Source organism: Lentzea terrae (assembly GCF_003265345.1).
In the GTDB taxonomy this organism is placed as follows: Bacteria; Actinomycetota; Actinomycetes; order Mycobacteriales; family Pseudonocardiaceae; genus Lentzea; species Lentzea terrae.
On sequence record NZ_QFWW01000003.1, the window covers coordinates 1 to 26,810 of the forward strand.

At 68.9% G+C, this 26,810-nt stretch carries 31 protein-coding genes and 1 tRNA gene; 20 read left to right on the top strand and 12 right to left on the bottom strand.

What is annotated here, in order from left to right; all coding sequences use genetic code 11:
* Positions 1-83: 83 nt before the first annotated feature.
* Positions 84-713 (bottom strand): TetR/AcrR family transcriptional regulator, encoded by a 630-nt coding sequence (locus DI276_RS05640; protein WP_198680483.1) that lies wholly within the window; start codon positions 711-713, stop codon positions 84-86.
* Between the two features lie 102 nt (positions 714-815).
* On the opposite strand from DI276_RS05640, the gene DI276_RS05645 reads away from it, so the two are divergent.
* Both DI276_RS05645 and DI276_RS05650 read left to right on the top strand, forming a co-directional pair.
* A complete protein-coding gene (locus DI276_RS05645) occupies positions 816-1,853 on the top strand; it encodes a medium chain dehydrogenase/reductase family protein (RefSeq protein ID WP_112262236.1) in 1,038 nt (345 codons plus the stop codon).
* A complete protein-coding gene (locus DI276_RS05650) occupies positions 1,850-2,383 on the top strand; it encodes an ABC transporter permease (protein WP_112262237.1) in 534 nt (177 codons plus the stop codon). The genes DI276_RS05645 and DI276_RS05650 overlap by 4 nt, the downstream gene beginning before the upstream one ends.
* A gap of 2 nt (positions 2,384-2,385) precedes the next feature.
* On the opposite strand, the gene DI276_RS05655 is transcribed toward DI276_RS05650, so the two are convergent.
* Both DI276_RS05655 and DI276_RS05660 read right to left on the bottom strand, forming a co-directional pair.
* Positions 2,386-3,708 carry a protein kinase domain-containing protein gene (locus DI276_RS05655; RefSeq protein ID WP_112262238.1) on the bottom strand — a complete coding sequence of 441 codons (1,323 nt, stop codon included), beginning with the start codon at positions 3,706-3,708 and terminating at the stop codon, positions 2,386-2,388.
* Positions 3,709-3,767: 59 nt separating this feature from the next.
* Complete coding sequence (locus DI276_RS05660; protein ID WP_112262400.1) at positions 3,768-4,103, bottom strand: PNPOx family protein; 336 nt, start codon at positions 4,101-4,103, stop codon at positions 3,768-3,770.
* A gap of 60 nt (positions 4,104-4,163) precedes the next feature.
* On the opposite strand from DI276_RS05660, the gene DI276_RS05665 reads away from it, so the two are divergent.
* Positions 4,164-4,778 carry a TetR/AcrR family transcriptional regulator gene (locus tag DI276_RS05665; protein WP_232836473.1) on the top strand — a complete coding sequence of 205 codons (615 nt, stop codon included), beginning with the start codon at positions 4,164-4,166 and terminating at the stop codon, positions 4,776-4,778.
* On the opposite strand, the gene DI276_RS05670 is transcribed toward DI276_RS05665, so the two are convergent.
* From DI276_RS05670 to DI276_RS49740, 5 genes are all read right to left on the bottom strand, one after another.
* Positions 4,697-5,167: a DUF3995 domain-containing protein gene (locus DI276_RS05670; RefSeq protein ID WP_112262239.1), complete on the bottom strand. Its 471-nt coding sequence runs from the start codon at positions 5,165-5,167 to the stop codon at positions 4,697-4,699. The two genes, DI276_RS05665 and DI276_RS05670, sit on opposite strands and share 82 nt — an antisense overlap.
* 9 nt (positions 5,168-5,176) lie before the next feature.
* Positions 5,177-5,437: a Prokaryotic metallothionein gene (locus DI276_RS05675; RefSeq protein WP_109639071.1), complete on the bottom strand. Its 261-nt coding sequence runs from the start codon at positions 5,435-5,437 to the stop codon at positions 5,177-5,179.
* A 21-nt stretch (positions 5,438-5,458) separates the two neighbouring features.
* A complete protein-coding gene (locus DI276_RS05680) occupies positions 5,459-5,830 on the bottom strand; it encodes an MmcQ/YjbR family DNA-binding protein (protein WP_112262240.1) in 372 nt (123 codons plus the stop codon).
* A 31-nt stretch (positions 5,831-5,861) separates the two neighbouring features.
* A complete protein-coding gene (locus tag DI276_RS05685; protein ID WP_112262241.1) occupies positions 5,862-7,091 on the bottom strand; it encodes a glycoside hydrolase family 18 protein in 1,230 nt (409 codons plus the stop codon).
* 216 nt (positions 7,092-7,307) lie between these two features.
* Positions 7,308-7,381: transfer RNA gene (locus tag DI276_RS49740), tRNA-OTHER, on the bottom strand.
* Positions 7,382-7,488: 107 nt separating this feature from the next.
* Between DI276_RS49740 and DI276_RS05690 the strand changes: the two genes are divergently transcribed.
* The 13 genes from DI276_RS05690 to DI276_RS05750 all read left to right on the top strand — a co-directional run bounded on the left by DI276_RS05690 (position 7,489) and on the right by DI276_RS05750 (position 18,700).
* Positions 7,489-8,604: a J domain-containing protein gene (locus tag DI276_RS05690; RefSeq protein WP_112262242.1), complete on the top strand. Its 1,116-nt coding sequence runs from the start codon at positions 7,489-7,491 to the stop codon at positions 8,602-8,604.
* Positions 8,605-8,905: 301 nt separating this feature from the next.
* Entirely contained in the window at positions 8,906-9,244 is a 339-nt protein-coding gene (locus DI276_RS05695; protein WP_232836474.1) for a lactococcin 972 family bacteriocin, read from the top strand.
* Between the two features lie 146 nt (positions 9,245-9,390).
* Entirely contained in the window at positions 9,391-11,349 is a 1,959-nt protein-coding gene (locus tag DI276_RS05700) for a hypothetical protein (protein ID WP_198680484.1), read from the top strand.
* A gap of 14 nt (positions 11,350-11,363) precedes the next feature.
* A complete protein-coding gene (locus tag DI276_RS05705) occupies positions 11,364-12,041 on the top strand; it encodes an ABC transporter ATP-binding protein (RefSeq protein ID WP_112262244.1) in 678 nt (225 codons plus the stop codon).
* 10 nt (positions 12,042-12,051) lie between these two features.
* A complete protein-coding gene (locus DI276_RS05710) occupies positions 12,052-12,405 on the top strand; it encodes a hypothetical protein (RefSeq protein ID WP_112262245.1) in 354 nt (117 codons plus the stop codon).
* A gap of 44 nt (positions 12,406-12,449) precedes the next feature.
* Positions 12,450-13,016 carry an HhH-GPD-type base excision DNA repair protein gene (locus tag DI276_RS05715; protein ID WP_112262246.1) on the top strand — a complete coding sequence of 189 codons (567 nt, stop codon included), beginning with the start codon at positions 12,450-12,452 and terminating at the stop codon, positions 13,014-13,016.
* A 105-nt stretch (positions 13,017-13,121) separates the two neighbouring features.
* Positions 13,122-14,027 carry an esterase-like activity of phytase family protein gene (locus DI276_RS05720; protein ID WP_232836475.1) on the top strand — a complete coding sequence of 302 codons (906 nt, stop codon included), beginning with the start codon at positions 13,122-13,124 and terminating at the stop codon, positions 14,025-14,027.
* 38 nt (positions 14,028-14,065) lie between these two features.
* The gene (locus tag DI276_RS05725; RefSeq protein WP_112262248.1) at positions 14,066-15,436 is read left to right on the top strand and encodes a serine/threonine-protein kinase; all 1,371 of its coding nucleotides are present in this window, start codon (positions 14,066-14,068) and stop codon (positions 15,434-15,436) included.
* Positions 15,437-15,548: 112 nt separating this feature from the next.
* Positions 15,549-16,259 carry an ABC transporter permease gene (locus DI276_RS05730; RefSeq protein WP_232836476.1) on the top strand — a complete coding sequence of 237 codons (711 nt, stop codon included), beginning with the start codon at positions 15,549-15,551 and terminating at the stop codon, positions 16,257-16,259.
* On the top strand, positions 16,252-17,049 hold the full coding sequence (locus tag DI276_RS05735; RefSeq protein WP_112262250.1) for an ABC transporter permease: 798 nt from the start codon (positions 16,252-16,254) through the stop codon (positions 17,047-17,049). The genes DI276_RS05730 and DI276_RS05735 overlap by 8 nt, the downstream gene beginning before the upstream one ends.
* The gene (locus DI276_RS05740) at positions 17,046-18,017 is read left to right on the top strand and encodes an ABC transporter ATP-binding protein (RefSeq protein WP_112262251.1); all 972 of its coding nucleotides are present in this window, start codon (positions 17,046-17,048) and stop codon (positions 18,015-18,017) included. The genes DI276_RS05735 and DI276_RS05740 overlap by 4 nt, the downstream gene beginning before the upstream one ends.
* A 46-nt stretch (positions 18,018-18,063) precedes the next feature.
* Positions 18,064-18,411: a hypothetical protein gene (locus tag DI276_RS05745; RefSeq protein ID WP_112262252.1), complete on the top strand. Its 348-nt coding sequence runs from the start codon at positions 18,064-18,066 to the stop codon at positions 18,409-18,411.
* Between the two features lie 97 nt (positions 18,412-18,508).
* The gene (locus DI276_RS05750) at positions 18,509-18,700 is read left to right on the top strand and encodes a DUF1918 domain-containing protein (protein WP_030470815.1); all 192 of its coding nucleotides are present in this window, start codon (positions 18,509-18,511) and stop codon (positions 18,698-18,700) included.
* On the opposite strand, the gene DI276_RS05755 is transcribed toward DI276_RS05750, so the two are convergent.
* Together DI276_RS05755 and DI276_RS05760 are read right to left on the bottom strand one after the other, a co-directional pair.
* Complete coding sequence (locus DI276_RS05755; protein WP_232836477.1) at positions 18,697-19,509, bottom strand: inositol monophosphatase family protein; 813 nt, start codon at positions 19,507-19,509, stop codon at positions 18,697-18,699. The two genes, DI276_RS05750 and DI276_RS05755, sit on opposite strands and share 4 nt — an antisense overlap.
* A 21-nt stretch (positions 19,510-19,530) precedes the next feature.
* The gene (locus tag DI276_RS05760) at positions 19,531-20,511 is read right to left on the bottom strand and encodes a malate dehydrogenase (protein WP_112262254.1); all 981 of its coding nucleotides are present in this window, start codon (positions 20,509-20,511) and stop codon (positions 19,531-19,533) included.
* A gap of 92 nt (positions 20,512-20,603) precedes the next feature.
* Between DI276_RS05760 and DI276_RS05765 the strand changes: the two genes are divergently transcribed.
* On the top strand, positions 20,604-21,206 hold the full coding sequence (locus DI276_RS05765; protein ID WP_408610499.1) for a pentapeptide repeat-containing protein: 603 nt from the start codon (positions 20,604-20,606) through the stop codon (positions 21,204-21,206).
* Between the two features lie 145 nt (positions 21,207-21,351).
* Here the strand turns inward: DI276_RS05765 and DI276_RS50760 are convergent, their stop codons facing one another.
* Entirely contained in the window at positions 21,352-23,994 is a 2,643-nt protein-coding gene (locus tag DI276_RS50760; protein ID WP_232836478.1) for a TNT domain-containing protein, read from the bottom strand.
* Positions 23,995-24,081: 87 nt separating this feature from the next.
* Between DI276_RS50760 and DI276_RS05775 the strand changes: the two genes are divergently transcribed.
* From DI276_RS05775 to DI276_RS05785, 3 genes are read left to right on the top strand one after another with little or no spacing between them, the layout of a single operon-like run.
* Positions 24,082-25,038 carry a DMT family transporter gene (locus DI276_RS05775; RefSeq protein ID WP_232836479.1) on the top strand — a complete coding sequence of 319 codons (957 nt, stop codon included), beginning with the start codon at positions 24,082-24,084 and terminating at the stop codon, positions 25,036-25,038.
* Positions 25,035-25,883: a bifunctional methylenetetrahydrofolate dehydrogenase/methenyltetrahydrofolate cyclohydrolase gene (locus DI276_RS05780; RefSeq protein ID WP_112262255.1), complete on the top strand. Its 849-nt coding sequence runs from the start codon at positions 25,035-25,037 to the stop codon at positions 25,881-25,883. The genes DI276_RS05775 and DI276_RS05780 overlap by 4 nt, the downstream gene beginning before the upstream one ends.
* 13 nt (positions 25,884-25,896) lie before the next feature.
* Positions 25,897-26,190 (top strand): DUF3017 domain-containing protein, encoded by a 294-nt coding sequence (locus DI276_RS05785; protein WP_112262406.1) that lies wholly within the window; start codon positions 25,897-25,899, stop codon positions 26,188-26,190.
* On the opposite strand, the gene DI276_RS05790 is transcribed toward DI276_RS05785, so the two are convergent.
* Positions 26,187-26,762: a TetR/AcrR family transcriptional regulator gene (locus DI276_RS05790; RefSeq protein WP_112262256.1), complete on the bottom strand. Its 576-nt coding sequence runs from the start codon at positions 26,760-26,762 to the stop codon at positions 26,187-26,189. The genes DI276_RS05785 and DI276_RS05790 overlap by 4 nt on opposite strands.
* Between the last annotated feature and the right edge of the window lie 48 nt (positions 26,763-26,810).

The following is a 26,810-nucleotide window of genomic DNA, read 5'->3' on the forward strand; positions in this document are numbered from 1 at the left end:
ACTCCTGCCCGGCAACCCACGAACAAGCGTGAGCGGGGCCCCGGCCCGCAACCACTCCACATCAAGCGGTCAGGTCATACCGTCTAGGGCTTGAGGTGGGCGAGCGCCGTGATCAGGCGCTCGGCCACGTCGGCCGGTCCCGGCATCTTGCGCACCACCGCACGTTGGTGCGCAAGGCCGTGCAGTCCCAGCCACAACGCGACCGCATCGCCGTAGGGATCGTCGCTGCCGTGCGCGATCCCTTGTGCCACACAGGCTTCGAGCACGTCGGCGAGCAGCGTGAGCGCCTCGGCGCCCAGTGACTCGAGGTCGGCGTCGCTGATCGAGGTGTCGTCCACCGACGGCGTCCACAGGCCGCCGAACATGATCCGGTAGCGCTGCGGGTGTTCCCTGGCGAGGTCCAGGTAGGCGTTGCAGACCGCGAACAGCCTGGTGCGCGCGTCCGTGCCCGCGTTCTGGTCGGCCTCGCGGAGGGCTGTTGCCAGCCGGTCCATCTCCTGCTGGACGACCGCCAGCATGATCGACGGCTGGTCCGCGAAGTGCGCGTAGATCGACGGCGCGGCGATGCCCGCCTTGCGCGCGACCGAGCGCAGCGTGACCGCGCGTTCGTCGCCGCCCTCGTCCAGCAGGGCCACGGCCGCGGCGATGATCTCTTCCCGCAGCTTGCCGCCTTCGCCTCGACGGTTGCGCTTGCGCGGTTCGGTGGTCGTCACGGCCGTAACCATACACCTGAAAGTTTATGGGCGTTAGGTCTTGCACTTGTTTGCTTACAGGCGTTAGCTTACGTCTGTCAGCACAACGATGAGGAGCTTCCGATGACCACCGCCACCGAGATCGTCCTGCCGGGCATCGTCGAGCCGAACGGCCTGCACGTGCAGGTCCGCGACCTGCCGGAGCCGGACACGGGCCAGGCCGTGCTGCGCATGGACGCGACCGGGGTCTCGTTCGCCGAGCAGCAGATGCGCCTGGGCAAGTACTTCGACCAGCCGCCGTTCCCGTTCGTGCCGGGTTACGACGTGGTGGGCACGGTCGTCGCGGTCGGTCCCGGCGTGGATCCGGCGCTGCGGCTGCGCCGGTTCGCCGCGGTCACCAAGGTCGGCGGGTGGGCGAGCCACCTGATCGTCGAGGCCGCCGACCTGGTGCCGGTGCCCGACGGGGTCGAGCCGGCCGCCGCGGAAACCGTGGTGGTCAACGGCGTCACGGCGTGGCAGATGATGTACCGCACCGCGAAGGTCAAACGCGGCGACACGATCGTGGTGCTGGGCGCGAACGGCGGCGTCGGCTCGACGTTGGTGCAGCTTGCTCGCCACGCAGGTATCAGGGTGATCGGCACGGCGTCCGCGCGCCACCACGACGCGGTGCGCGAGCTCGGTGCGATCCCCGTCGACTACCGCGATCCCCAGCTGTACCAACGGATCCGCGAACTCGCGCCCGACGGTGTCGACGCGGTGTTCGACCACGTCGGCGGTGCCGGCCTGCAGGAGTCGTGGCGGCTGCTGCGACGGGGCGGCGCGCTGGTCAACTACGGCTCGGCCGCGACGAAGGACGATCCGGGCAACGCGATGCTGCCGGTGCTGAAGCTGTTCGGGCGGTTGCTGTTGTGGAACTTCCTGCCGAACGGGAAGCGCGCGGGCTTCTACAACTTCTGGGCAGGCAAGCGATTCCGTCCCGCCGCGTTCCGCGCCCGGTTGGCAGAGGACCTCTCCGCAGTGCTGCGTCTGGTTGAGGCCGGTGTGCTCACGCCGCAGATCGCCGCGCGCATCCCGTTGTCCGAAGCCGCTGCCGCGCTGGCACTGGCCGAGTCGCGCACCGTGCTCGGCAAGGTCGTCATCGTCGCGGAGGTCTCGTCATGATCGCCGCCTACCTCGGTTTCGCGTTCGCCTACGTCTTCGGCCACGGCGCCGCGCTGCTGTCCAAGTCCGGCGCGGTGCTCATGCCGGGCTGGCTGCCGATCGGGCTTCTCGGCGGTGGGCTCGTCGTCGGCACGATCCTGGCCATGAACGTGTCACTGCGCATACAGCGCAACGCTTCTGCCGAGCGGCGCCGGGCCGAGAAGCTGGTCGGCACGGCCTGGGTCACCGGGTTCGTGGCGCTGGGGCTGGCGATCACCGGGCTGAGCACGGTGTTCGACAAACCCGAGCTGCAAACCGTGCTGTGGCCGGCGGGGTCGACGATCGTGGTCGGCCTGATCTACATCGCCGAGGGAGCCGTGCGCCACAACGCGTTGCACTACAACCTCGGCACCTGGCTGGCGTTGGTCGCTGCCGCCTCCCTGTTCGTGCCAGGTGCCGGCTTCTTCGGCGTGCTGGCGGTGCTGTGCGGCGGCGCCTACCTGGTGGCCGCGTTCCTGGAGCCCCGCCGCCTGGCTTCCGCTGACCGGTGAGTTCAGCCGGCGGTGGAACAGGTCACGGCCGGGCGGGCGGGTTCGGGACCGGCGGCGACGAACCCGAACGAGGTCGTCGCGCCGTTGGCGATCACGGCGTTGTGACCGGCGTTGGTGACGGTCACCGCGGTCGCGTTCTGGGTCAGGGTGCCGTTCCACAGGTTGCCGATGGTGTGGCCCGCAGCCGGCTGCCACGTCACGGTCCAGCCGGTGAGGCCTTGCGGGCTGGTGTTGCGCACGGTCACCTCGACCTGGTAGCCGCCCGGCCACGAGTTGGTCACCTCGTAACGGGCATCGCAGGCGGACGTGGGCGTGGTGGTTGTCGTGGTGGTGGTGGTGGTGGTGGTGGGGTTGGCCTGGGCACTGCCTGGCCGGTCGCCCTGCACGATGGTGCCGATCACAACGCCGGCGGCGACCAGGACGGCCGCACCGGCGACCATCGCGATCACCCGGCGTGGCACGTGCCGGCGCACGACGAGCAGCCGCGTCCCGCTCTTCGGGGGCGCAGCGGGCAGCGGCAGTCCCTCCGCGACCGCGGCGAGCAGCTTGTGGGCTTCGGCCATCGTCGGGCGTTGAGCCTCGTCCCGGTGCAGGAGGCGCAACAGCACCTCGCCGAGCGGACCACCCAACCGCGGCGGCTCGAACTCCGCGCGAACCACGCGTTGCAGCAGCGCGTAGGGGTTTTCGTCCACGCCGAACGGCGGCGTGCCCTCCAGCGCCGTGTAGAGGGTCGCGCCGAGGGAGAACACGTCCGAGGCGAACGTCGCCGTCTCACCCGCCGCCACCTCCGGTGCCAGGAAGGCCGGCGTGCCGACGATCAAGCGGGCATCGGTCACCGTGCCCTCGCCGACCGCGCGGGCGATGCCGAAGTCGGTGATCTTCGCGATGCCGTCCTCCGCGATCAGGACGTTGAACGTCGAGACGTCCCGGTGCACGATGCCCTCGGCGTGCGCCGCCGCCAGCGCGGCGGCGATCTGCCTGCCCACGTCCGCGACCTCGCCCGGCGGCAGCGCGCCCCGTTCGGCGATCAGCGCCGCGAGACTGCGCGAGGGCAGGTACTCGAGCACCAGACAGGGCTTGCCGTCGTGCTCGACGACCTCGTACACGCTGATCGCGTGCGGGTGACGCAGCCGACCGGCGACCCGGCCCTCGCGCAGCATCTGCGCGACCGCGTCCGGGGACCGGCGGTCCGCGTTGAGCAGCTTGACCGCGACCACGCGGCCGAGGCGCTCGTCGCGTGCCTGCCAGACCACCCCCATGGACCCGTGTCCGATCGACGACACCAGCCGGTACCGCTCGGCGATGATCTCTCCTTGCTCCGGCACCCCCGCGACGCTACTTGGCTGAGCCGACCATCGGCCACCTCCGACTTCGGCCCTGGTTCCTAGAGCCGCACTCGCACTGTCACGCGCCCCTTGTCGTCACGGTGCGATATCGCGTGTCCGGTCTGTTGCTTGCCATCGAGTTCCAAGGTGAGCGGGCCGCCTTCGCCGCTGAAGTTGCGCCACCAGGTCTTGGCGTCCGGGATCATCACCCGGATGTCGACGACGTCGCCTTTGCGCTGGTAGCCAACGGGTGTGGTGAACGTGCGGCCGGATCGCCGTCCCGTGTAGGACACGACGGTGATGCCCTTGCGCACGAACTTTCCGACGAGCGGGGCGTCGCGCAGTCCGACCACCCAGTTGTTGACGCGGCGGACGAACGGTCCCTTCAGGTTCATGTTCACCAACGTAGCCTTGTAAGTGGAGGCCCCCGTCCACTTGGCGTGAAGTGAGAAGAAGTGACCGCTGAACCGTCTCAGATGCGTGCCGACGCGCGGGAAAACCGCGCGCGGGTGCTGGCCGTCGCGCGGGAGTTGTTCGCCGAGCGCGGGCTGGACGTGCCGATGGCTGCGATCGCGCGGCGTGCGGGGGTTGGCGTCGCGACGTTGTACCGGCGCTTCCCCACCAAGGAGTCGCTGGTGCTGGAGGCTTTCACCGAGCAGTTCGCGGTGTGCCAGGCCGTGATCGAGGAGGCGCTGACGGATCCGGACCCGTGGCGCGGGTTCCGCACGGTGCTCGAGAAGGTGTGCCTGCTGCAGGCCACCGACCGCGGGTTCACCGCCGCGTTCGTCGCGTCGTTTCCCGACATGCACTCCGAGGTGCGGGAACGGACGTGGCACGGGTTCGCCGCGCTGGTGCAGCGGGCGAAGGACAGCGGGCAACTGCGGGCCGACTTCTCGCCGCACGACCTGACGCTGGTGCTCCTGGCCAACAGCGGTCTCGCGGGCGTGCCGGTGGAGGTGGCGGTGGCCGCGTCGCAGCGGCTGGTCGCCTACCTGCTGGAGGCGTTCCGGGCGGGCACGGACGCGCTGCCGCCGCCCGTGCCGCTCAGTTTGGACCTGGTGCTGAGGTAGGCCGCGAGCACGAGTACGCCGCCGAGCACGAACCACGGGTTCCAGAGCCAGAGACTCCACCGGGTCTGCCGCTCGCCCACCTGGTGCGGCAGGTCCGTCGTCAGCAACGCGATCTCGACCACGAGTCCGCGGCCGAGCAGGACAGCGCCGCCCAGCAGGGCGAGGAGGCGGCGCCACCGTTGCGTCAGGTCGAGGCAGATCCAGGCGCCGACGAGCAGTACCGCGGCCACGCCCCACAGTCCACCCAGCACGAACCAGGCAGGCCGGTGAGCGGCCAGGTCAGCGCCGGCCGACTCCGCGAGCCCCGCCGAGCCGCCCAGCGCCCAGTAGACGTGCAGTGCGGCGAACAGCGCGCACCACGCTGCCGCCGCGCTCCCCCAGGTCTTCACATCGCCAAGTTAGCCGGGATGGGCGCCGACGGTGTCGCGGATCTGCGCACCGAGGTCAGCCGACGCCGACCGAGCGCAGTGGGCGCAGCAGAAGAACCGGCCCTCCACCTCCACGCCGTGCCCGATCACGCGGCAGTCGCAGTGCTCGCAGCGCGGGGCGAGGCGTTGGATCGCGCACTCGAAGCTGTCGAACGTGTGCACGCCGCCGCCGACAGTGCGCACCTCGAAGGCCATCCAGTACTCGTTGCCACAGACGTCACAGGTCGCCATGGGCGCAAAGCCTGGGCCAGGTCAGTCGGGTCGGCAACTCGAGTGGTCGAGTTGCGCGACCAGGGTCGTCGGGGCAATCACCCGATAGGCGTCCTCGACCAGGTCCGCGATGACGTCCCAGTCGACCTCGACGTCCAGGTACACGCCGAGCCAGCCGCGGTGGCCGACGTAGGGCGGGCGGAAGTAGTTCTCGGGGGCCTGTGCCGTCAGCGTCTGCTGGACGTCCGGGCCCGCCGCGCACCAGAAGGCTCGGCGGTCGTCGTGGTGGTGATCGGCGAACGTCACGAACGTCTTCTTGCCGCGGACGAACCAGGTCGGCTCGCCGTGGCTCAAGCGTTCGGTCACCTCAGGCAGCGCCAGACAGAGGCGGCGCAGGTGTTCGAGTGCGTCCACCCGAACATCCTGCGCCTTTCACCGTGGTTCGTCAGCCGATCCCGGAACGGATCGCGCTGATCAGCTCGCCGTTGGCGGTGTCACCGGAGAGCTCCCAGAAGAACACGCCACCCATGTTCTGGCCGCTCGCCCACGAGATCTTGCTGCGGATCGTGGCCGGGGTGTCGTAGCTCCACCACTGGCTGCCGCACTTGGCGTACGCGGTGCCGGCGACGGTGCCGTTGGCAGGGCAACGGCCCTTGAGCACCTTGTAGTCCTCAATTCCTGCCTCGTAAGTGCCTGGCGCTGCTCCCGTTGCCGTGCCGCCGGGCGCGGACTGGGTGACGCCGGTCCAGCCGCGGCCGTAGAAACCGAGGCCCAGCAACATCTTGCCGGCCGGGATGCCCTTGCTCTTGAGCTTCTGGATCGCCGCGTCGGTGTTGAAGCCCTGCTGCGGGATGCCGGGGTAACTGGTCAGCGGGGAGTGCGGTGCGGTCGGGCCCTGCGCTGCCCAGGCGCCGAAGAAGTCGTACGTCATGGGGTTGTACCAGTTCACGTACTGCGCGGCGCCCGCGTAGTCCGCCTTGTCGATCTTGCCGCCGGTGGACGCGTCCGCGGTGATCGCGGCGGTCACGAGATTGCTGCTGCCGAAGCGGGCGCGCACGGCCTGCATCAGGGTCTTGAAGCTGTTGAAACCGCTGGTGTCACAGGTGAGTCCGCACGCGTTGGGGTACTCCCAGTCGATGTCGATGCCGTCGAACACGTCCGCCCAGCGCGGGTCCTCGACGAGCTTGTAGCAGGAGTCCGCGAACGCCGCCGCCGCGCTCGGGCTGCTCGCCGCCGCCGGGAAACCGCCAGACCAGGTCCAGCCGCCGAACGAGAACAGGATCTTGAGGTTCGGGTGCAGCTTCTTGAGCTTGCGCAGCTGGTTGAAGTTGCCGCGCAACGCACCCGCGTCCCACGTGTCCGACGTACCGTCCACAGAGGACGCAGCGTCGTAGAACTTGTCGTAGTCCGCGTAGGCGTCACCGAGCACGCACCGGCCGCCGCTCACGTTGCCGAACGCGTAGTTGATGTGCGTCAGCTTGCTGGACGAGCCGGACGTGCGGATGTTCTTGACGTGGTAGTTGCGCTGGTAGACGCCCCACTGCACGAAGTAGCCGACGACGCGGTTGGCGATCGCCTGGGCGCCGATCTCCTGGGACGCTTGGGATGCCGGGGCGGCGAGGGTGGCTGCCGTGAGCAGTGCTGTGGCGGCCGCGATGACTCTGCGCCTGAACATAGCGGTCTCCTCGATGGGTGACGGCGCGGCGGCGCTGCCCTCAAACTAAGTGGACTAGACCACTGCCGTCAATGGTGAACCGGGACCACGACCGGTCCGTACGAGGAGGAGGAAAGGCGATAGCTGGGCGGGTGTGCCTCGGGGTGTGGGGTGTCCCCACTGCGACGGCGAGCGACGCGGTTCGCGCTCTCCGCGAACAGGAATCTCCCGAGGGAGCGGGACCGGCCGGATTCGAACCGGCGTTCTCCCTCCGTGCCGGAGGGCGCGTCGACCACTGCGCTACAGGCCCCTTCGCACTGCGAAACCCCCACACTAGTCGGCGAAGTGCGGGCCGTATGCCCTGCGAAAGTGTTGGACCCAATAAGGTTCATGCACCAACCTCGGACTGGACGGTGTCGTGCCAGGGATCGACTACTACGAGTTGCTCGGTGTCAGCCGGGGCGCCAGCGCCTCGGAGATCAAGTCGGCCTACCGCTCTCTCGCCAAGGTCATGCACCCCGACGCGGGCGGGACGTCTGGCGGCTTCCGCCTGCTCCAGGAGGCCTACGAGACGCTGAAGGACCCCGTCCGACGCGCCGACTACGACCGACCAGCCGCTCCCCCGCCTCCCGTCGTGCGCCCGGCAACCCGCCCGCGACCTCGTCGAACGGGCCACACGGGCCGGTTGCGCGACTTCGGCGACGACCCGAACTACATGGCGCCGCGCCCCCGCGTGGACCTCGGCTCGATGGACTGGTGGCACCGCATCGACCTGGGTGCGCGAGTCCGCTACGTCCCCGCCACGGGCCTCGGCCACGCCCCGGCGGCCGCCGCGATCGGCGGTTGGTTCGTCCTGCTCATCCCCCTGACGATGACCCTGTCACCCCTGCTGCTGGCCGTCTGGCTACCTCTCGTGGCAGGCGCCGGTTACGGGGCGTTCCGACTGGTGCGGCGCTACCTGGCCGTCGCACGCGCCGAACGGGCGTTCGCCGGCGAGTACGACGGGAACACCATCTTCGGCCGTCCGGGTGAAAACAGACGCGAACGGCTGACCGCCGGACTGCTCACCGAGTACCTGACGCAGCTACCGGGCGTGCGCATCTTCCACGGCCTCGCCTGGCCCGGCTCCGTCTTCACCGACATCGACCACGCCCTGCTGTGCGGCCGCCGCCTGGTCCTGATCGAGTCGAAGTCGTGGCTGCCCGGCCACTACTACTGCGACGAGGACGGCGAACTCTGGCGCAACGGCCACCCGTTCCGCGGCGGCGGCTCACAACTGCTCGACGGCGTGGAGCGGTTCGCCGAACTCCTGCCGTGGCTGGAGATCCGCGGCGCCCTGATCGTCTACCCGAGCCGCGCCGGCGAGGTCACCTGCGACGACGACCTCGACTTCGACATCCCGCCGATGACCCCGGAGCAGTTCGTGCGCGAGATCGGCGACTGGCTGGCCGACGACCCTGCCACCGTCGACCGCGAGGCGCTGCGCGTGCTGGTGCGCCAGGTGGTCTCCGAAGTCCGGGTCGCCGGCGCCTAGTCGACGGCAGCGCGGCTGTCCAGTTTCCTTTGTTCCCTTTTCCGTAGAACCCTCATCTATTCCGCACCGCGTGGAATATGCAGTTACTCCGATGAGACCTATTGCCAAATCGCAGATTCCAACTAACCTTCTATCCCGAAGAGCACTTGCGAGCTGAGGGGGCTTTGCCGCAAGGCGCTTCGAAACAGGGGGGAAATCCACGCTGACCGCAGGGGGCGTCAGTTCGTGCTGCCATGCGGGCAGTAGTCGGTTCCTTCCTGAGCTCGGGATCAAACCTGAGAACCACTGAGGGAGAAATTCTGTGAAACGAGTGGTAAAGACCGCGATCGCCACCGCAATGATGTCGGTCGCCGTACTGGGGACCGTCGCCGCACCCGCGCAGGCCTGGGTCAACCCCGGCAAGCACACGCAGCACCCGTCCGAGGGTGGCACGTGGGAGTACGGCTTCTGGGACATCAAGCTGCGCTCCTACTACACGGTCAACAAGTGCCACGGCTCGACCGTGATCCGCTACATCGACGGGCGTGAGACCAGCCGTTCGCGCAGCGTCAACACCGCGGCCGGCCGCAAGTCGATCGCCGAGATCAGCACCGTCAACTCGCCCGGACTCGAGGCGAAGTACTACTACCGCACCTGCTGATCGCCCACCGTCAGGTCCTGATCAAACCTGACGGTGCGACGGAACATCGCTCACCCCAGGTGACACGTTGATCACCTGGGGTGAGTACCATCGGAGGTGGGGTCACTGCATCGGCTGGGGAGAGGGCTGTGCACAAACGTGTCGTAATGATTGTCGCAGGAGCGTTGTTCGGACTGCTCGCTCTGGTGGCAACCATTGTTACCGACATCCTCGACCGCGATTTTCCGCGAGCCCTCGGTGCGGAGACCAGAATTGGTGTGGACCTCAACAAGTCGCAGCTGTCCGACAACGAGGTCTTCCAGAAGCTCACCGAACTCGACGCCGGCCTGAATCTCGGCCTGGCCAAAATCGCGCCGGATCTCGCCGGCGACCGCGACCAACGGGTGTTCGCCACCCTCAACGACCGGAATCTGCCCGCCTCGTTCGGCTGGTTCAGCGGTGACGCCGCGGGCAAGGTGGTCGGCAGGGACCGCCTGGCCAACTCCCCACCCGACGGCACCTATCTCGTCACCGGCGACGACGGCCGGCTCGGCGAGCTCGAGGACGCGCTGGGGCAGGTGGGCGTGCGGGTGACCCGCACAGAGGCGTCGGTCGCCAGCAGCCTCGAGTTCGTCATGAAGGAAGGCAGCTTCGGCGCCGCGATCCTCGCCGCGTTCGCGCTGATCGCCGCGCTGGCGTTGTTCTGGCTGTCGATGAAGGCGCGCAGCCGGGCGCTGCGCGTGCTCGGCGGCTGCCCGACCACACGAATCCAGGCCCAGGACCTCGGCGGCTTCGCGGGCGGACTGCTGATCTCGGCGTCGGTGGTCACCGCGGTCGCGGCGGTCTACGTGGGCACCTCGCGCGGCTGGATGTACGTCAGCCCGTACCTCAAGTCGCTCATCGGTCTCGAGCTCGCGGTCATCGCCGTGTCGCTGCTCGCGGCGCTCGCGATGTCCGCCTCCGCGTGGCCCAGCGCGACCATGCTCGCCACCCGGCAGCCAGCGGTGAAGAGCCTGCGCACCGCAGCCGTCGTCGTGCAGGCGCTGACGTTCCTGCTGGTGGTGTCCGCGGCCGGACCCGCGTGGGCGGCGTACCAGAACTCGACTGCGGCGGCCGCCGAGACGGCGCAGTGGAAGCAGCTCGCGGACCAGGTCGCCATCACCTTCGGCATGAGCGACGAGGAGATGACCTCGGTCGAGCCGAAGATCGGCAAGATGGTCCAGGACGCCGAGTCGCGGGGCGAGGCCGCGTTCTCCTACACCTTCTCGGAGTCCACGTTCCAGTCGGACTTCGGCCAGTACTCCGCGGTGGCGTTCGTGAACCAGCGCTGGCTGGACCTGATGACCGGTTCCGCGCCGCCGCAGTCGCTCTCGCCCGTTCCGTCCGATCGCGTGCGGGACATGCTGCGCACCAGCGGTCTGGACGAACAGCTGGCGATCATGGCCCGCCCCGAGGAGTCCGGCGGGAAGCCGTCCTCGACGTTCAAGTACCTGCAGCCCGCCGAGGGGTTCAAGCTGCCGGTGTCCGAGGGCGGCAGCGGCCAGAGCCTCAAGTTCCTGGACGACGTGCTGGTCGCGGTCGTGCCGTCCGCGCACGACGCGTTCAACGACAGCAACCTGACCTCCATGATGTCGACCGCCAACGTCGTGTTCACCGGCACGGCGAAGACGCAGGAGCTGCTCGAGCGCGCAAGCCTTTCCACGCAGGCGTTGCGCGGCGCGGGGTTCAAGGGCGAGCTCGGTGTCGTCTACATCGCCGAGGAGGGAATCCTGCGCGCACAGTTCACCGCGTACGTGGTGTGGCTGATGAACCTCGCGCTGATCGCCCTGTTCGTCGCCTTCGCGGTCGCCGCCGTGGTCAGCGCGCTGATCACCTCGCTGTTGCAGGCGAAGCGCGACTTCCCGCTGCGGCTGTCCGGCCGTTCGTGGGCGGGGATCCTGCAAAGCCGGGTGTCGAGGGAGCTCGTCGCCGGCGTGGTGCTCGTAGCTGCTGTCCTGCTGTTCCAAGGGCTCGGCTCGACCGGCCCGGTGCTGGTGGCCGCGGTGTTCGGCTTCGTCGTCGTCCCGTTGAGCCACCTGAGTACCGCGCGCTGGTGTTTCGCCGGCGTCGGCAAGCGTCGAATCTGATCGGAGTTGGGGAGATGCTGATCGAGGCCGAAGGCCTTTCCGTGGAGATCGGCGGACGGCCGGTGCTCACCAAGGAGTCCGTGCGCTGCGAACCGGGCACGATGACCGCGCTGGTCGGTCCCAGCGGATCGGGCAAGACCACGCTGTTGCACAGCCTGGGCCTGCTGCTCCCGGTCGACCGGGGCCGCGTCCTGATCGACGGCGCCGACGCGACCGCGTACGGCTCGTCGGCCCGGCGGAAGTTCTGGCGCGACCACGCCGCGTTCGTCCTGCAGGACTACGGGATCATGGACGAGGAGTCCGTGGCCTTCAACGTCACGATGGAGTCGAGCGTCCTGCGCAAGCGCGCGACAGGCGACCACCAGCGCCTCGCCCAGGTGCTGGAACAGATGGGCCTGGCCGGGCGCCAGGACGAAGCCGCCAGCCACCTCAGCGGCGGCGAGAAGCAGCGCCTCGCACTGGCCAGGGCCGTGTACAAGCGAGCCACCGTCCTGTTCGTGGACGAGCCCACCGCCTCGCTCGACGCCACCAACCGGCAGATGGTCATCGACCTGCTCGCGGACTTCGCCGCGAAGGGCTGCACGGTCATCGTGTCCACGCACGACCCCGAGATGATCAACGCGTGCGGCCACCGGCACAAGATCGGCTCCAGCGCACCAGCCCCGCGACTCGTAGACCAACCATCGCACTAGAAGGATCACCATGAAGCTGGCTCCCAAGATCGCCATCGGCGTAGTAGTGCTGGCGCTGCTGAGCGTGGGCGCACTGTGGTTCACCGGCGTGCTCGGCGGCGGTGGCGACACACACCCGCCGTGCGACCAACTGCCGACCGAGGCGGAGGCCTCCTCAGGCCTCGCCAAGAACCAGGCACTGGCCGACGAGATCAAGAAGCTCGGCAAGAGCACCGCGGTCAAGGTGGGCAAACCGTGCCCGGCGGGCCAGGACCGCGCCCTGATCGAGGTGACCTACGACTCGAGCTCGGAACGCGACGCGATCAGCAACCTGCTCGGCAACCGCGACGGCTTCGGCGTCCCAGTGCACCTCGTGCAGAGCTGACCCGCTCCCGGCGAGCCCAGTCCGTTCGTGCCACCATTCCTGCCATGACTCGAACCGTGTGCCTGGCGCAGAACCCCGACGCGGACGCGCTGCTCGCCTCCGACCGGTTCGCACTGCTGCTCGGCATGCTGCTCGACCAGCAGATTCCGATGGAGAAGGCGTTCTCCGGCCCCAAGGTGCTCGCCGACCGCATGGGTGGCCTGGACGTGCACCGCATCGCGGAGGCCGACCCGGAGGAGTTCGCCACGATCATGGCCACCCCGCCCGCCGTGCACCGCTTCCCCGGCAGCATGGCCAAGCGGGTGCAGGCGTTGTCGCAGTTCGTCGTCGAGCAGTACGACGGCGACGTCACCAGGATCTGGGCCGACGGGGACGGGGCCGCGGTGTTCAAGCGGCTCAAGGCGTTGCCCGGGTTCGGGGATCAGAAGGCCAAGATCTTCCTGGCCCTTTTGGGCAAACAGTTCGACGTCACGCCGGACGGGTGGCGCGCCGCTGCCGGGCACTACGGGGACGAAGGAAGCCGACGTAGCGTTGCCGACGTGACCGATCAGAAGTCGTTGCTCGAGGTGCGCGACTTCAAGAAGGCCGCCAAGGCAGCGGCGAAGAAGTAGCGCAGCTCGGCCAACGTCTGGTCCACTGGACGTACGCCGCCAGCCCCAGCGAGGTTCTCCTCTCGCCGGAGAAGGGCGGTTGCGTTGCGCATCAAGGCGATTGGCGTGTTCTCGGTGCTCGTGCTCGGGATGACGGCCAGTTCTGCGGAAGCTGCCACGACGTGGCCGGGCAGTTCCACCACCAGGACCGCGGACGGCACGAACGTGTTCGGGACGAACCTCAGCGGGCTGTCCTTCGAGAGCGCGAACGTGTTGTGGGCGGTGAAGAACGGGCCCTCGACGCTCTACCGGCTGGTGCCCAGCGGCAGCAGCTGGAAGGTGGACCAGAAGAGGTCGCTCAACTTCGCGGACGGGCAGGGCGATCCCGACGCCGAGGGTGTCGCCCACACGCCGGACGGGCTTTTCGTCGCCGTTGAGCGGGACAACGACGACAGTGGCGTGAGCAGGCCGATGATTCTCAAGTACGGCGCCGGCAGCAACGCCACCGCGGAGTGGGACCTGCCGGGAATGCCCGAGGTCGACCCCAACGACGGGCCCGAGGCCATCTCGTGGGTGCCCGACTCGTATCTCACGCGGAACGGCTTCAAGGACAGCAGCGGCAGGACGTACAGCCCGGCGGACCATCCCGGTCACGGCAGCGGGTTGTTCTTCGTCGGGCTGGAGGCGACCGGTGAGGTGTACGTGTACGCCTTGCAGGGTCAACAAGCCGTGCTGCTGAACAAGTTCGCGAGCGGGCATCCGCAGGTCATGGACCTGGAGTTCGACGGCAGCAAGCTGTGGGCGATCTGCGACAACAACTGCAGCGGGCGGACTACGACCCTGGCAATCAGCAGCGGGAACTTCAAGGTCACGGCCACGTACAACCGGCCGTCCGGGCTGCCGAACGTGAACCTGGAAGGGTTCGCGATCTCGCCCAGCTGCGTCAGCGGCAAGAAGGTCGTGCTGTGGGCGGACGATGACAACACCGGCAGCCACGCGTTGCGCAGCGGCACCCTGAACTGCACGGGCTAACCAGGGAATTGTCGGGGTGCGGAGCTAGGCTGCCGCGCGTGACCGCACCCCGCATTCCTGGCCTGTCCGACCTGAGACCGTTGGGCGCGGGCGGTTTCGCCACCGTCTACCGCGCCCACCAGGCCCAGCTCGGCCGCGACGTCGCGGTCAAGATCGACAACCGGGTGCTCGTCGACGAGCGCGACAAAAGACGATTTTTGCGAGAAGCGCATGCGGCGGCCCGGTTGTCCGGGCATCCGCACGTGGTCGGGGTGCACGACGCGCACATCACCGCCCAGGGCACGCCGTACATGGTCATGGAGCTGTGCACGGGCGGGTCGCTGGCAGACCAGCTGGACCAGGGCGGGCCGTTACCCCACGAGCAGGTTCGCGACCTCGGGGTCAAGCTCGCGGACGCGTTGGCCGCGGCGCACCAGGAAGGCGTGCTGCACCGGGACATCAAGCCCGGCAACATCCTCGTCGACCGCTACGGCACACCGAAGCTCGCCGACTTCGGGCTCGCGGCGCTGCTCGACGCGCAGGGCGGCAGCACGGTCACGCGGGACGCCCTGAGTCCCAGCTACGCGCCGCCGGAAGCGTTCGCGATGGCCGAACCCACGCCGCAGGCCGACGTCTACTCGCTCGCCGCGACGCTCTACACGTTGCTCGCCGGCAAGCCGCCGCGCCCGGTGCCGTGGCCGATCACGTCGTTCGACCAGCTCGGCGAGATCCTGCGCAGGCCCATCACGGCGGTCAACGGGGTGCCGGCGGGCCTGCACGACACGCTGGCGCGGGCGCTGCACCCCGACGCCAACCTGCGCACGCCGAGCGCCGCGCAATTCCGCGACGAGCTGCTCGACCCGATGCGGCAACCCACCGTGCCGGTCACACCCCCGCCCAAGCGAAAGACATGGCCATTGGTCGCTGCCGCAGCCACGGTCGTCGCGATCGGTGCCGGTGTGCTCGCGTGGAACCTCCTCGACAACAAAAAAGCAGATGCCCAGGGCCCTGGGCCGGCGACGACGCAACAGGGCGGTGCCGAGGACATCCCGCCGTTCCTCAAGAAGTGCGACGCAGGGTTCTGCATCGACAAGTCGACCTGCTACCGCGGGATCAACAGCATCGGCGGCATGGCGTCCACCGCGCGCAAGGTCGGCAGCTGCGCGGACGAGCACTACTGGGAGGCGTTCGGCGGAGGCTGGCTCTCCGGCGACATCCCCGCGGTCGACTCCGACGAACTGCTGGCGTCCGCCGAGGTGAAGGACGTGTGCACGCCCGCGTTGATGAAGGCCAACACACGCGCGACCGTCGACACCACCGGATGGGAGATGACCGCGCTCGGGTTCAAGGACGGCACCCGCAACTACTTCCTCTGCCTCGGCGCCGAACCTGGGGCGGGCGAGGTCGTGACCAGCGCCTTCGGCAGTTGAACAAATCCACTTGCGACGGTCACTAACGTAGACCGACGTGCGTGTCCACGCCGATTTGATCATCTCTGGTTTTCGAAGGTACTCGACCTACCGACAAGCGATGCTGGCCGGAATGACCACGAACGTGGTCTTCGGCCTGTTGCGCCTCGCCATCCTCTCCGCCGCGCTCACGGCGGCGAACGGCGAGATCGCGGACTACGACATCGCTGCCACCAACACGTACGTCTGGATCGGGCAGGGGCTGCTCGGGTTCGTCCTTTTGTGGGGGAACAACGAGCTCGCCGAGCGCGTGCGATCCGGTGACGTCGTCGTAGATCTCTACCGGCCATGGCACCTGCAGGGCGCGTTGCTCGCGCAGGACATCGGCCGTGGCGGCTACGCGTTCCTGACGAGGCTCGCGCCGCCGGCGGTGTTCGGCATGCTGCTGTTCCCGTTCCAGTTCCCGGAGAACCCGGTCCGGTGGCCGCTGTTCCTGCTCAGCGCCACGATCGCGCTGGTGATCAGCTTCGGGGTGCGGTTCCTGGTCGAGATCAGCGCGTTCTGGCTGCTCGACAACCGCGGCCTGTACGGGTTCTGGAACGTCTCCTCCGGGCTGCTGTGCGGGTTGACCGTGCCCATCTCGTTCTTCCCGGAGTGGGCGCGGGACGCGTTGTGGATGTCGCCGTTCCCCGCGTTGCTGCAGGCGCCGATCGACGTGTTCCTCGGCCACGGCAACGTCGGGAAACTCCTGCTGTACCAGGTGTTCTGGGCAGCGGTGATCCTCGCGATCGGCCACTTCGCGCTGCAGCGAGCGGTGCGCAAGGTGGTGGTGCAGGGTGGCTGAGTTCATCTACCCCAAGCTGATCGGCGCGAAGCTGCGCAGCCAGCTGGCCTACCGCACCTCGTTCGCGGTGGACTTCGTCTCGCAGGTGCTGGCGCAGTGTTACGAGCTGATCGTCATCCTGGTGCTGTTCAGCCAGATCAACGCGCTGGGCGGCTTCACCAGGGACGAGGTGCTGCTGATGTACGCGTTCGCCGGTGCGGCGTTCGGCGTCGCGGACCTCTTCGCCGGGCAGCTCGACAACCTGCCGACCTACATTCGCACGGGCAGCTTCGACGTGCTGCTGATGCGGCCGCTCGGCACGTTGCCGCAGATCATGTGCTCCGACATCCGGCTCAGAAGGATCGGGCGCATCACCGGCGCGATCGCCGTGATGATCTACGCGCTGACGCACGTCGCAATCGACTGGACACCGGCGAAGGTCGTGCTGACCGTCCTGACACCGGTGGCGGGAGCGGTCATCTACAGCGCGGTCTGGGTGGTCGCCTGCTCGATCTGCTTCTGGATCGTCGAGGGGCGCGAGTTCGCGAACGCGGTCACCTACGGCAGCAACGCCTTCACGTCGTACCCGATCAACGTCTACTCCCGGCCGCTGCGCTGGGCGATGGCGTACGTCGTGCCGGGTGCGTTCGTCGCGTACTACCCGAGCCTCGCGCTGCTCGGGAAAGCAGATCCGCTCGGCCTGCCTGGCTGGGTCGGCTGGACATCACCGCTCGTCGCCGCACTGGCCGCCACCGCGGCCGGGCTCGTGTGGCGCTTCGCGGTCAGGCACTACCGGGGAACGGGATCATGATCGAGGTCAGGGAGCTCCGCAGGGAGTTCAAGGTCGCCACGTCGAAAGGCTTGCGGCGCAACTACAAGACCGTCACGGCGGTCGACGACGTCACGTTCGCCGTCGCCGCGGGCGAGGCCGTCGGGTACGTCGGGCCGAACGGCGCAGGCAAGTCCACGACGATCAAGATGCTGACCGGCATCCTGGTGCCGACCAGCGGCCACCTGCGGGTCAGCGGCGTGGATCCGTCGAAGCAACGACGTGATCTCGCCAAACGGATCGGCGTGGTGTTCGGCCAGCGCAGTCAGCTCTGGTGGGACCTGCCGCTCGGGGACAGCTTCGACCTGCTGAAGTCGATCTACCGGGTGTCCGCGCAGGACTACAAGGCACGGCTCGACGAGTGCGTCGAGCTCCTCGGCCTGCAGGAGCTGCTGATCACCCCGGTGCGGCAGCTGTCGCTGGGCCAGCGGATGCGCGGCGAGATCACCGCGGCCCTGCTGCACGCCCCGGAACTGCTGGTGCTCGACGAACCGACCATCGGCCTCGACCTCGAGTCGAAGGAACGCCTGCGGGAGTTCCTCGCCGACATCAACACCCGCCGCGGCACGACGCTCCTGCTCACCACGCACGACCTGGACGACATCGAGCGCCTCTGCCCACGGCTGATGGTGATCGACCACGGCAGGGTCCTCGCCGACGGACCGCTCGACGAGCTGCGCGCCGAGGTCACCCCGGAGCGCGAGCTGGTCATCGACCTCAGGGAACCCGGACCGGCGCCGGACGTCCCCGGAGTGACGGCGGTGCGCAGCGAGGCCAACGGATTGCGACACCACCTCACGTTCAGGCGAGCGGAGACGTCGGCAGCACAGTTGATCACCCAGGTGGTGCGGCAGGTGGAGGTCCACGACCTCGCCGTCGTGGAGCCCGAGATCGACGACGTTGTTCGGAAGCTCTACCAACGTCAGGTCCAGCAGGATGCGCATCGGTAGAGTCATAAGTGAAGGTAAACGGACACTTCGGGCAAGAAGGAGAGCAATGCGCCTAGTTGGAACGCTGGCAGCAGCCGTCATCGCGTTGGGTGGCCTGACGGCCTGCGACACGATCCAGGGTGTCAGCCAAACCGCGGACAAGGTGAAGCTGTGCGCTGACGCGATCCAGCTGCTGGGCTTCTCGCCGAGCACGAGCGACCCGCAGAAGGCGCTGGAAGAGACCAAGGCCAAGGCCACCGAGCTGGAGAAGCTCGCGGCCACCTCGCCCGACGAACAGGTGAAGAAGGCACTCGACGAAGCGGCGAAGGGGATGCAGAACGTCAACTCCGCGGCGGACTGGGTGACCCAGAAGGCCGCGCTCGTCGAGAAGGTCTCCACCGCCTGCGGCGGATGAGCACTTGAGCCCTGTTGCGCACCTCCGGTGTCGGCCTAGGCTTTACGGCGTCCACTGCGCCAAGCCTCACGCCGCACACCGGAGGTGTTGCAGCATCATGCAAGCAACAGTTGGTGACAGGCTCCACGTCCACAGCCGCTCCGTAGGACTCGAGGAGCGCCTGGGCGAGATCCTCGAAGTGCGCGGGACCGACGGCCAGCCGCCGTACCTGGTCCGCTTCAACGACGGCCACGAAGGCCTGGTCTTCCCCGGACCCGACTGCATCGTCGAACCGCGCGGGGAGATCTAGCCCAGCACCGTCGCGATCAGCTCCTCGGCCAGCTGAGGGGTCGCTGCCGCCACGCCTGACCACCGGTGGGTCAGGTCGGGTTCGAACGTGAACGGCCGCCCGTGCAGGTCGAGCAGCACGCCACCCGCGGCGGGCACGGTGACCAGCGCCGTCGCGAGGTCCATGATCCGGTGCGTGTCGGAGCCCGGATCGATGAAGGCGTCGACCGTGCCCTCCGCGACCAGCATGGTCTCCAGGCACGTCGTGCACAGCACCCGGATGCGGTCGGCGCTGTTCGCGATGCGCAGCCACGCGTCCTGCGTGCCGGTCTTCGGTCGCATCAGGCACACGGATGCGCCCTTCAAAGTCGTGCGTCCGGTCGTGCGGAACGACGTGGGAACTCCTGCGCGCGCATGCCACGCACGGCCCGTGTCGAACCACGTCGTCAACGCCTCGACAGCCGTGCCGTCTTCGACAACAGCTCCGGCGAAGCACGAGAGAGGGACGCCGAACGCGGCGTTCGCGGACCCATCGACCGGGTCGATGACGAGGGTGATCGAGGAGCCGTTGTCGACGAACCCGGCTTCCTCGGAGAGCAGGTTCACGCGATTGTGGTGGATGGATTCCAGGATCGCGTCTTCGACGATGCGATCGACGCGCATCGTCGGTGTGCCGTCGGCGCCTTGAGCGACTTCTTCGCGAAGTTCGAGGCGCGTGTGCAGAGATCGGGCGCGTCCGTACGCCGCTGACGCCGCGCGGGCGGCGTCAGCGAGCGCAGGATGCACGTCGTCGGAGAGCTGTGGCTGGGGCACGTCCCATGGAATGCGCACGTGCCCAACACTCTCACGAAATCAGATCAGGCCGAGGCCCTTCACCGCGTCGCGCTCCTCGACCAGCTCGGCCACGGAGGCGTCGATGCGGGCGCGGGAGAACTCGTCGATCTCCAGGCCCTGGATGATCTCGTACGAGCCACCCGAGCACTTGACGGGGAACGACGAGATGATGCCCTCGGGCACGCCGTACGAACCGTCCGACGGGATGGCCATCGAGGTCCACTCGGTGCCGTTGACCCAGTCGTAGATGTGGTCGATGGCGGCGTTCGCGGCAGACGCGGCCGAAGACGCGCCGCGGGCCTCGATGATCGCCGCGCCGCGCTTGGCGACGGTCGGGATGAAGTCGTTCTCGAGCCACGCCTGGTCGTTCACGGCCTCGGCGGCGGTCTTGCCACCGACCTTGGCGTGGAACAGGTCCGGGTACTGGGTGGCCGAGTGGTTGCCCCAGATCGTCATGTTCTCGATCTCGGTGACCGCGACGCCCAGCTTCTTGGCGAGCTGCGACAGGGCGCGGTTGTGGTCCAGGCGGGTCATCGCGGTGAAGCGCTCGCGCGGGACGTCCGGCGCGTGCTGCTGGGCGATGAGGGCGTTGGTGTTGGCCGGGTTGCCGACCACGAGCACCTTCACGTCGTCCGCGGCGCCGGCGTTGATCGCCTCGCCCTGCGGCTTGAAGATGCCGCCGTTGGCCTCCAGCAGGTCGCCGCGCTCCATGCCCTTGGTGCGGGGGCGGGCGCCGACGAGCAGGGCCACGTTCACGCCGTCGAACGCGGTCTTCGCGTCGTCGGTGATGGTGATGCCCTTGAGCAGCGGGAAGGCGCAGTCGTCGAGCTCCATCGCGGTGCCCTCGGCGGCCTTCAGCGCCGGGGTGATCTCCAGCAGGCGCAGGTTGACCGGGGTGTCCGGGCCCAGCAGGTGGCCGGAAGCGATGCGGAAGAGCAGTGCGTAGCCGATCTGGCCGGCTGCACCGGTGACAGTGACGTTCACGGGCGTGCGGGTCATGAGCCTTCCCGAATGACGGTCCTCGTTGACGTCGGGCAGGTCGCCCGGCGTCCCGCACGTTACCAACACGTGGACAGTGGCAGAGTGTGAGAGTGGACAACCTGGTCGAAGAGGTGGGCGAGGACTACGCCGACGCAAATCTGCCCAATGAGCGTTGGGAGAAGCGGTCTTTCACCGACTGCGACTTCACCGAAGCCGATCTCCGCGAACTCGTCACGACGGGGTGCACGTTCACCCGATGCGACTTCACCCGGACGGACCTCGGCGAGTCGAAGCACCAGGCGACGGCGTTCCGGCAGTGCACCTTCGACCGCACGGTGCTGACGCGGTCGTCGTTCACCTCGTGCAGCCTCATGGGCTCGAACTTCGTGGACTGCGTGCTGCGGCCGGTCACCTTCACCGAGGTGGACTTCACGCTGGCGTCGTTCGTGAAGGCGCCGCTGTACGACCTGAAACTCCAGGGCCAGCGGTTCCGCGAGACGAACCTCAGCGAGGCCGATCTGCGCAACACCGACCTGTCGGGCGCGGACCTGATGGGGGCGCGGTTGCTCGACGCCAAGCTGGAGGGCGCGGACCTGCGCGGGGCGAAGATCGACGCGAACGGGCTCCGGCAGGCCAAGCTCGCCGGAGCCCTGATCGACGTCGACACCGCGATCGCGTTCGCCGCGGCTTACGGACTAGTGGTGGGCAACTAACCTTCGCCGCGTTCTTTCGCCGGTCAGACGGATGCATCGTGGTGCCGCCCCGCGTCCTCGTATTGGTTGTACGGGGACGCGGGAGCGGTGCCGCGAGGCGCCCTGCTGAGCGCCGAAAGAACGCGGCGGAGATTGTTGCCCACCACTAGTTGTCAGCTGATCCCGTGATCTCCACCAGGACGCCGTCGGCCACCATCTCCTCGATCGCCTTCGGCAGCAGGTAGGCGGTTCCGCCGCCGGGCTGCTCGAACCACGGCACCGCGACGCCCGTCAGCACCTCGAGCGGGCGGCGCAACCGGTACACGCGGTACGGGCGGTTGATCCACGACGGCACGAGGCTGCGTTCCGGGAACGGGGTGCCCGCCACGTAGACGAGGTTGCCGGTCTGGTCGCCGTAGCGGTCGACCTCGGTGCCCGCCGGCAGCTCGAACATCTGCTTGTGGCGGAACAACGTCAGCGGCGGCTCGCCCGCGAGCGGCGTGATCGGGAACTTCCGCTTCGACGGTTCCTCCTGTGCCACGGCGGCGGCGACCGGCGCGGGTGCCGGTGCCGGCGCTGGAGCCGCTACCTGAGGCGGTGGTGGCGGCGGCGCTTGCTGGGCCTGCGGCATCGGCGGGCGCTGCGGCGGCACGGGACGGCGCGGCTCCTCGCGGAAGCCGTTGCTGATCGGCCGCTGCGGTGGTGGCGGGGGCTGGGGTGCCCGCGGGATCGTGCGGAAGTTGCCCAGCACCAGCTTGCCGACCAGGTACGCCGACGCGTCCTCGACCTTGTCGAACCGCACCGGGCTCTTCGGGCCGTGGTCGAACCAGCACACCTCCCAGCTGTCGCCGTCGAGGTGCAGCGTCCACGTGCGGTCGGCCGGCTCGCCGATCCGGAACACGCCGTGCGGCACGTTGAGGTCGTCCAGCGCGCGGCGGGTGCCCGCCAGTTCGCGGTCTTCCTCCGGCGTGACCGTGCGCGGCGGCTTCACCGGCTCGGGCTCTGGTTCCGGCTCCGGCTCCGGTTCGGGCTCGTTGAACAGCGCCGCGTCGAACTGCGTCGTCTCCTCAACGGGAGCGGGCCGCGGCGGCACCGAAACCGGCACGACCGGAGGCGCGACCGGCGAGGGCTCGGCGACGGGCTCCGGCGCGAACGACTGCTCGTCGAAGTGGACGTCGAGCTGGGACTCGAACGGCTGCGACTCGAACGGCTGGGACTCGAACGAGGTGGTGGACTCGATCTCGGTCTCGGCCAGGTCCGGCTCGTCGTCGGCGACCGCGACGACCGGGTGCTCCTCGGTCACCTCGGCCGGGCTCTCCAGCGGCTCGTCGAGGACGGGGCTCCACGCCATCGTGTCCTGCATGGCGTCGCGCGGGCGTTCCTCCGCGACCGGCGCCGACTCCGGGACGAGGCTGTCCGTGCGCTCCTCCTCGCGGTGGTGCGTGAGGAGCTCCGGCTCGTCCGGACCGGCGGTCGGGATCTCTGGTTCGTCGACCGCGTCCACGACGTCGTCTTCGTGGTCGAGGACCGTTTCGTTCGGCTCCTCGGCGACGACTTCCGGCACGGCAGCGACCTCGGGCGCGGCTTCGACGACGGGCTCGCCCGCCTCGACCTCGCTCGGGTGCGGGGCGAACAGGTCCATCCCCGCGCCGTAGGTGTCGCGCAGGCGCCGGTCGTCGACGTGGTCGGGCACGCCGTCGGAGTCGAAGACCACCCGATAGGGCGGTCCGTCGCCCACGGGCGCCGACACCGGAACCGCGACCGTGACGCCGATGTCCTCCGCCTCGGGCTCTGCCGGGACCTGCGGCTGCTCGGTCGTGACCTCGGCCGCCTTGGGCTCGGGGTACAACGGCTCGAAGTCGTACTCCTCCGGCGCTTCGTCATCGTCGAAGGACGGCTTCTGCACGAACTGCGTCGCCTCGTTCTGCGGCGCGGGTGCGGGCTCCGGTTCGGGCTCGGGCGCCGGTTCCGGTTCCGGTTCGAGCAGCTGGGTCCCGGGAGGCGCGGCGGGTGCGCCGAGGTTCGCGGCGGCGGCGAGCCTCGACTCCTCGGAGACCTCCGGCAGGCTGAAACCGGCGGCACGCGCCCGTTCGACCAGCTCCTGCTCCGGCGGCACGCCGTACTTGCGCAGGTAGTACGAGACGCCGGCGGGCCAGATCCAGGCACCGTCGGTCTGGAACCCGGACGGCACGACCTGCGGCGAGTCCGGGTGCAGGACGTCCGCGTCGAAGCCGCGGCCGGCCACGGCGACCGGCGCGTTCGACAGGTACGTCAGCAGCGGCGCGACCTCGGGCTCCGGCACCGGCGGCCGGTTGACCGACGGGCGCCCGCCAGGACCGGCGCCGTCGAACACGCGGACCGTGCGGAACACCGGCGTCGGCGGGTTCAGCCTGCGGCGCAGCCAGTCCGGGATGTTCTCGTCGACGCGCGGGAAGAAGCGCATCTCGTCGAAGTACGCCTGCTGCGGAGGAGGCGTCTGCCAGCTCGGCTCTGCGCGGTCGAAGTCGAGGTTGTAGCTCGACGGGTGATCCAGCTGGTAGCGGGCGTTGGTCCAGCTGCCCCTGCCCTCGCGGTGCATGCCGGCGCGGAGCTTGGCGAACAGCGTGGCCACGTCCTGCGGCACGGCCCACGCGTGTTTGCTGCCGTCCTGCAACCGCAGTTCGGCTTCCAGCTCGAAGTACCGGCCGGTGGCTCGGTACTGCGCGATCACGCTGCGCCAGTCCTCCGGCGCGGCCCGCATGAGAGTGAGGCCGATCTGCTTGACCAGAGCATCCTGCTCGGTGGGGTTCAACGGCTTCGGCTCGGACACGCCAACATCTTCCCCTGCATATCGCCGGATCGCACACGTCCCCCGCTGCTGCGCCGAACGGTGGAGGCCCGACCATAACCTGGGTACGTGTCCGCGTTAAAGCTGATCAAGAACCTCGGAGGCCCCGTGTCGCGATCCGCGCAGGTGACGGGTGGTCTCCTCGCGGCACTGGGCGGCGTGGCGATCGCGGTCCAAGGACGGGTCAACGGCTCGTTGGCGCAGTCGTTGCAGAACGGATTCCTGGCCGCGCTCATCTCATTTGGCGGCGGGTGGCTCGTGCTGATGGTCGCCGTCCTGTCGCGACAGTCCGGCAGGGACGGGCTGGCGCGCTTGCGCGATGCGCTGGTGCACCACCGGATTCGCTGGTGGGAGTGCATCGGCGGGATCTCGGGCGCGTTCCTGGTGGCGTCGCAGGGCATCGCGATCGCGACGATCGGTGTGGCGGTGTTCACGGTCGCCGTGGTCGTCGGGCAGGTCGTGAGCAGCCTGGTCGTGGACCGGCGCGGGCTCGGGCCGGGCGAGCCGAAGCCGTTGAGGATGACGCGCGTGCTCGGAGCGGCCGTCGGCGTGGTCGCGGTGGTGGTCGCCGTGTCGCACCGGTTCACGTCGCCGGACGAGTTGTGGCTCGCGGTGCTGCCGCTGGTCGCCGGACTGCTGATGGGCTGGCAGCAGGCGGTGAACGGGCTGGTGCGCGACGCCGCCGGGCACTCCGTGGCGACGATCTTGGTGAACTTCACCACGGGCACGTTCGTGTTGCTGCTCGTCAACCTGGTCGCGGCGCGCGGGGTGGCTGACTTCCCGGCGCAGTGGTGGCTCTACCTCGGCGGGCTGCTCGGCATCGTCGGCGTGGGCGGCGCGATCGTGTCGGTGCGGTTCATCGGGGTGCTGATGGTCGGGCTGTGCGCGGTGTGCGGGCAGCTCATCGGGGCTGTGCTGCTGGACGGGGTGAGCGGGCACCTGGCGTTGCCGACGGTGATCGGCGTGGTGCTGACGCTGGTGTCGGTGGGCGTCGCCGCGCTGCCCAGTGGGAGGATGGTCAGGTGACTGCGACGCTGCTCAACGGCAACGAAACCCGGAACGCGCTGTTCGAGGACCTCAAGGCGCGGGTCGCCGCACTGCCCGTGCCGGTGGGTCTGGCCACCGTGCTGGTCGGCGACGACCCCGGCTCGCACTCGTACGTCAAGGGCAAGCACCGGGCGTGCGAGAAGGTCGGCATCAAGTCGATCCGGCGCGACCTGCCCGAGTCGATCACGCAGCAGGAGCTCGAGGCCGTCATCGACGAGCTGAACGCGAACCCCGAGGTCACCGCGTACATCGTCCAGCTGCCGCTGCCCAAGCACCTCAACGCGAACGCGATCCTGGAGCGCATCGACCCCGCCAAGGACGGCGACGGCCTGCACCCGGTCAACCTCGGCAAGCTCGTGCTCGGCGAGGAGGCCGCGCTGCCCGCGACGCCGCGCGGCATCGTGGAGCTGCTGCGCCGCTACGACGTGCCGCTCGCGGGCGCGAACGTCACCGTCGTCGGCCGCGGCGTCACCGTGGGCCGCCCGATCGGCCTGCTGCTGACCCGCCGCTCGGAGAACGCCACCGTGACGCTGTGCCACACCGGCACCAAGGACCTCGCGGCCGAGGTGCGCCGCGCGGACATCGTGATCGCCGGTGCCGGCAGCCCCGGTCTGATCACCGCGGACATGGTCAAGCCCGGCGCGGCCGTGGTCGACGTCGGCATCACCCGCACCGAGGCCGGTCTCGTCGGCGACGTGGCCCCCGAGGTGCGCGAGGTGGCCGGCTGGCTCGCCCCGATCCCCGGTGGTGCCGGCCCGATGACCGTCGCGATGCTGCTGACCAACACCGTCGAAGCCGCCGAGCGCGCCCATGCGACGGTCTGACGCAGAGGCGCTCATGCCGGAACAGCGCTGGCGGTCGGGACCGGGCAAGCACCTGCCGTTCGCGCTGGTGCTCGGGGTCGGCGTGCTCGGGCTCGTGCGGATCTTCCAGTACCACTGGCGGCAGGGCGCCGTGCTGCTCGGCGTGTCGCTGCTGGTGGCGGCAGTGCTGCGGATCCTGGTGACCGACGAGCAGGCCGGTCTGATCAAGATCCGCGGCCGTGGCATGGACGCGTTCCTCTACTCCACGCTCGGCATCGTGGTGATCGCCGTCGCTTTGACGATCACCGGCGGCCCGCTGAGTCGTTAGTTCGGGCCGATGGCGCGGTCGACGAGGACCTCGATGAGCTCGTCGAGGTCCATCGGCTCGGTGACATCCGGCAGCGTGAGCCGTTCGTAGATCAACCCCGTCATGCCGAAGTACATGAGCAGGACGGTCATCCGGTCGCCCGGCAGCTTCGAGTCCTCGTTGAACGCGATGTTGAACTCGAGGTTGTCGGCGACCGTCTTGGTGAGCGCGGTGCGCAGGTCCGGCCTGCGCGTGGCTTCGAGCCGCAGCTCCATCATCGCCAGGTAGGAGGCCTTGTCGGCGTCCGCCCGTTTGACGATGTCGTGCATGAACTTGACGCTCAGCGCCTGGTCGCGCGGCATGGCCAGCGACTCCGCGATCGACTCCGCTGAGGGCATGAGCCGCTCGGTGACCCGCTTCGCCACCTCCGACATCAGGTCGTCGCGGCTCGCGAAGTAGTTCGACGCCGTGCCTGCGGGGACTTTTGCCTTGGCGTCGATCGCGCGGTACGTCAGCCCCCGCGCGCCCTCCTCCGCCAGGACGTCGATCGCCGCGTCCAACAGGGCGGTTCGCCTTGCCTCGTTCCGGACCACGATCCCTCCTTGACAACCACTACAGCCATAGTACTACAGTTGTCGTGG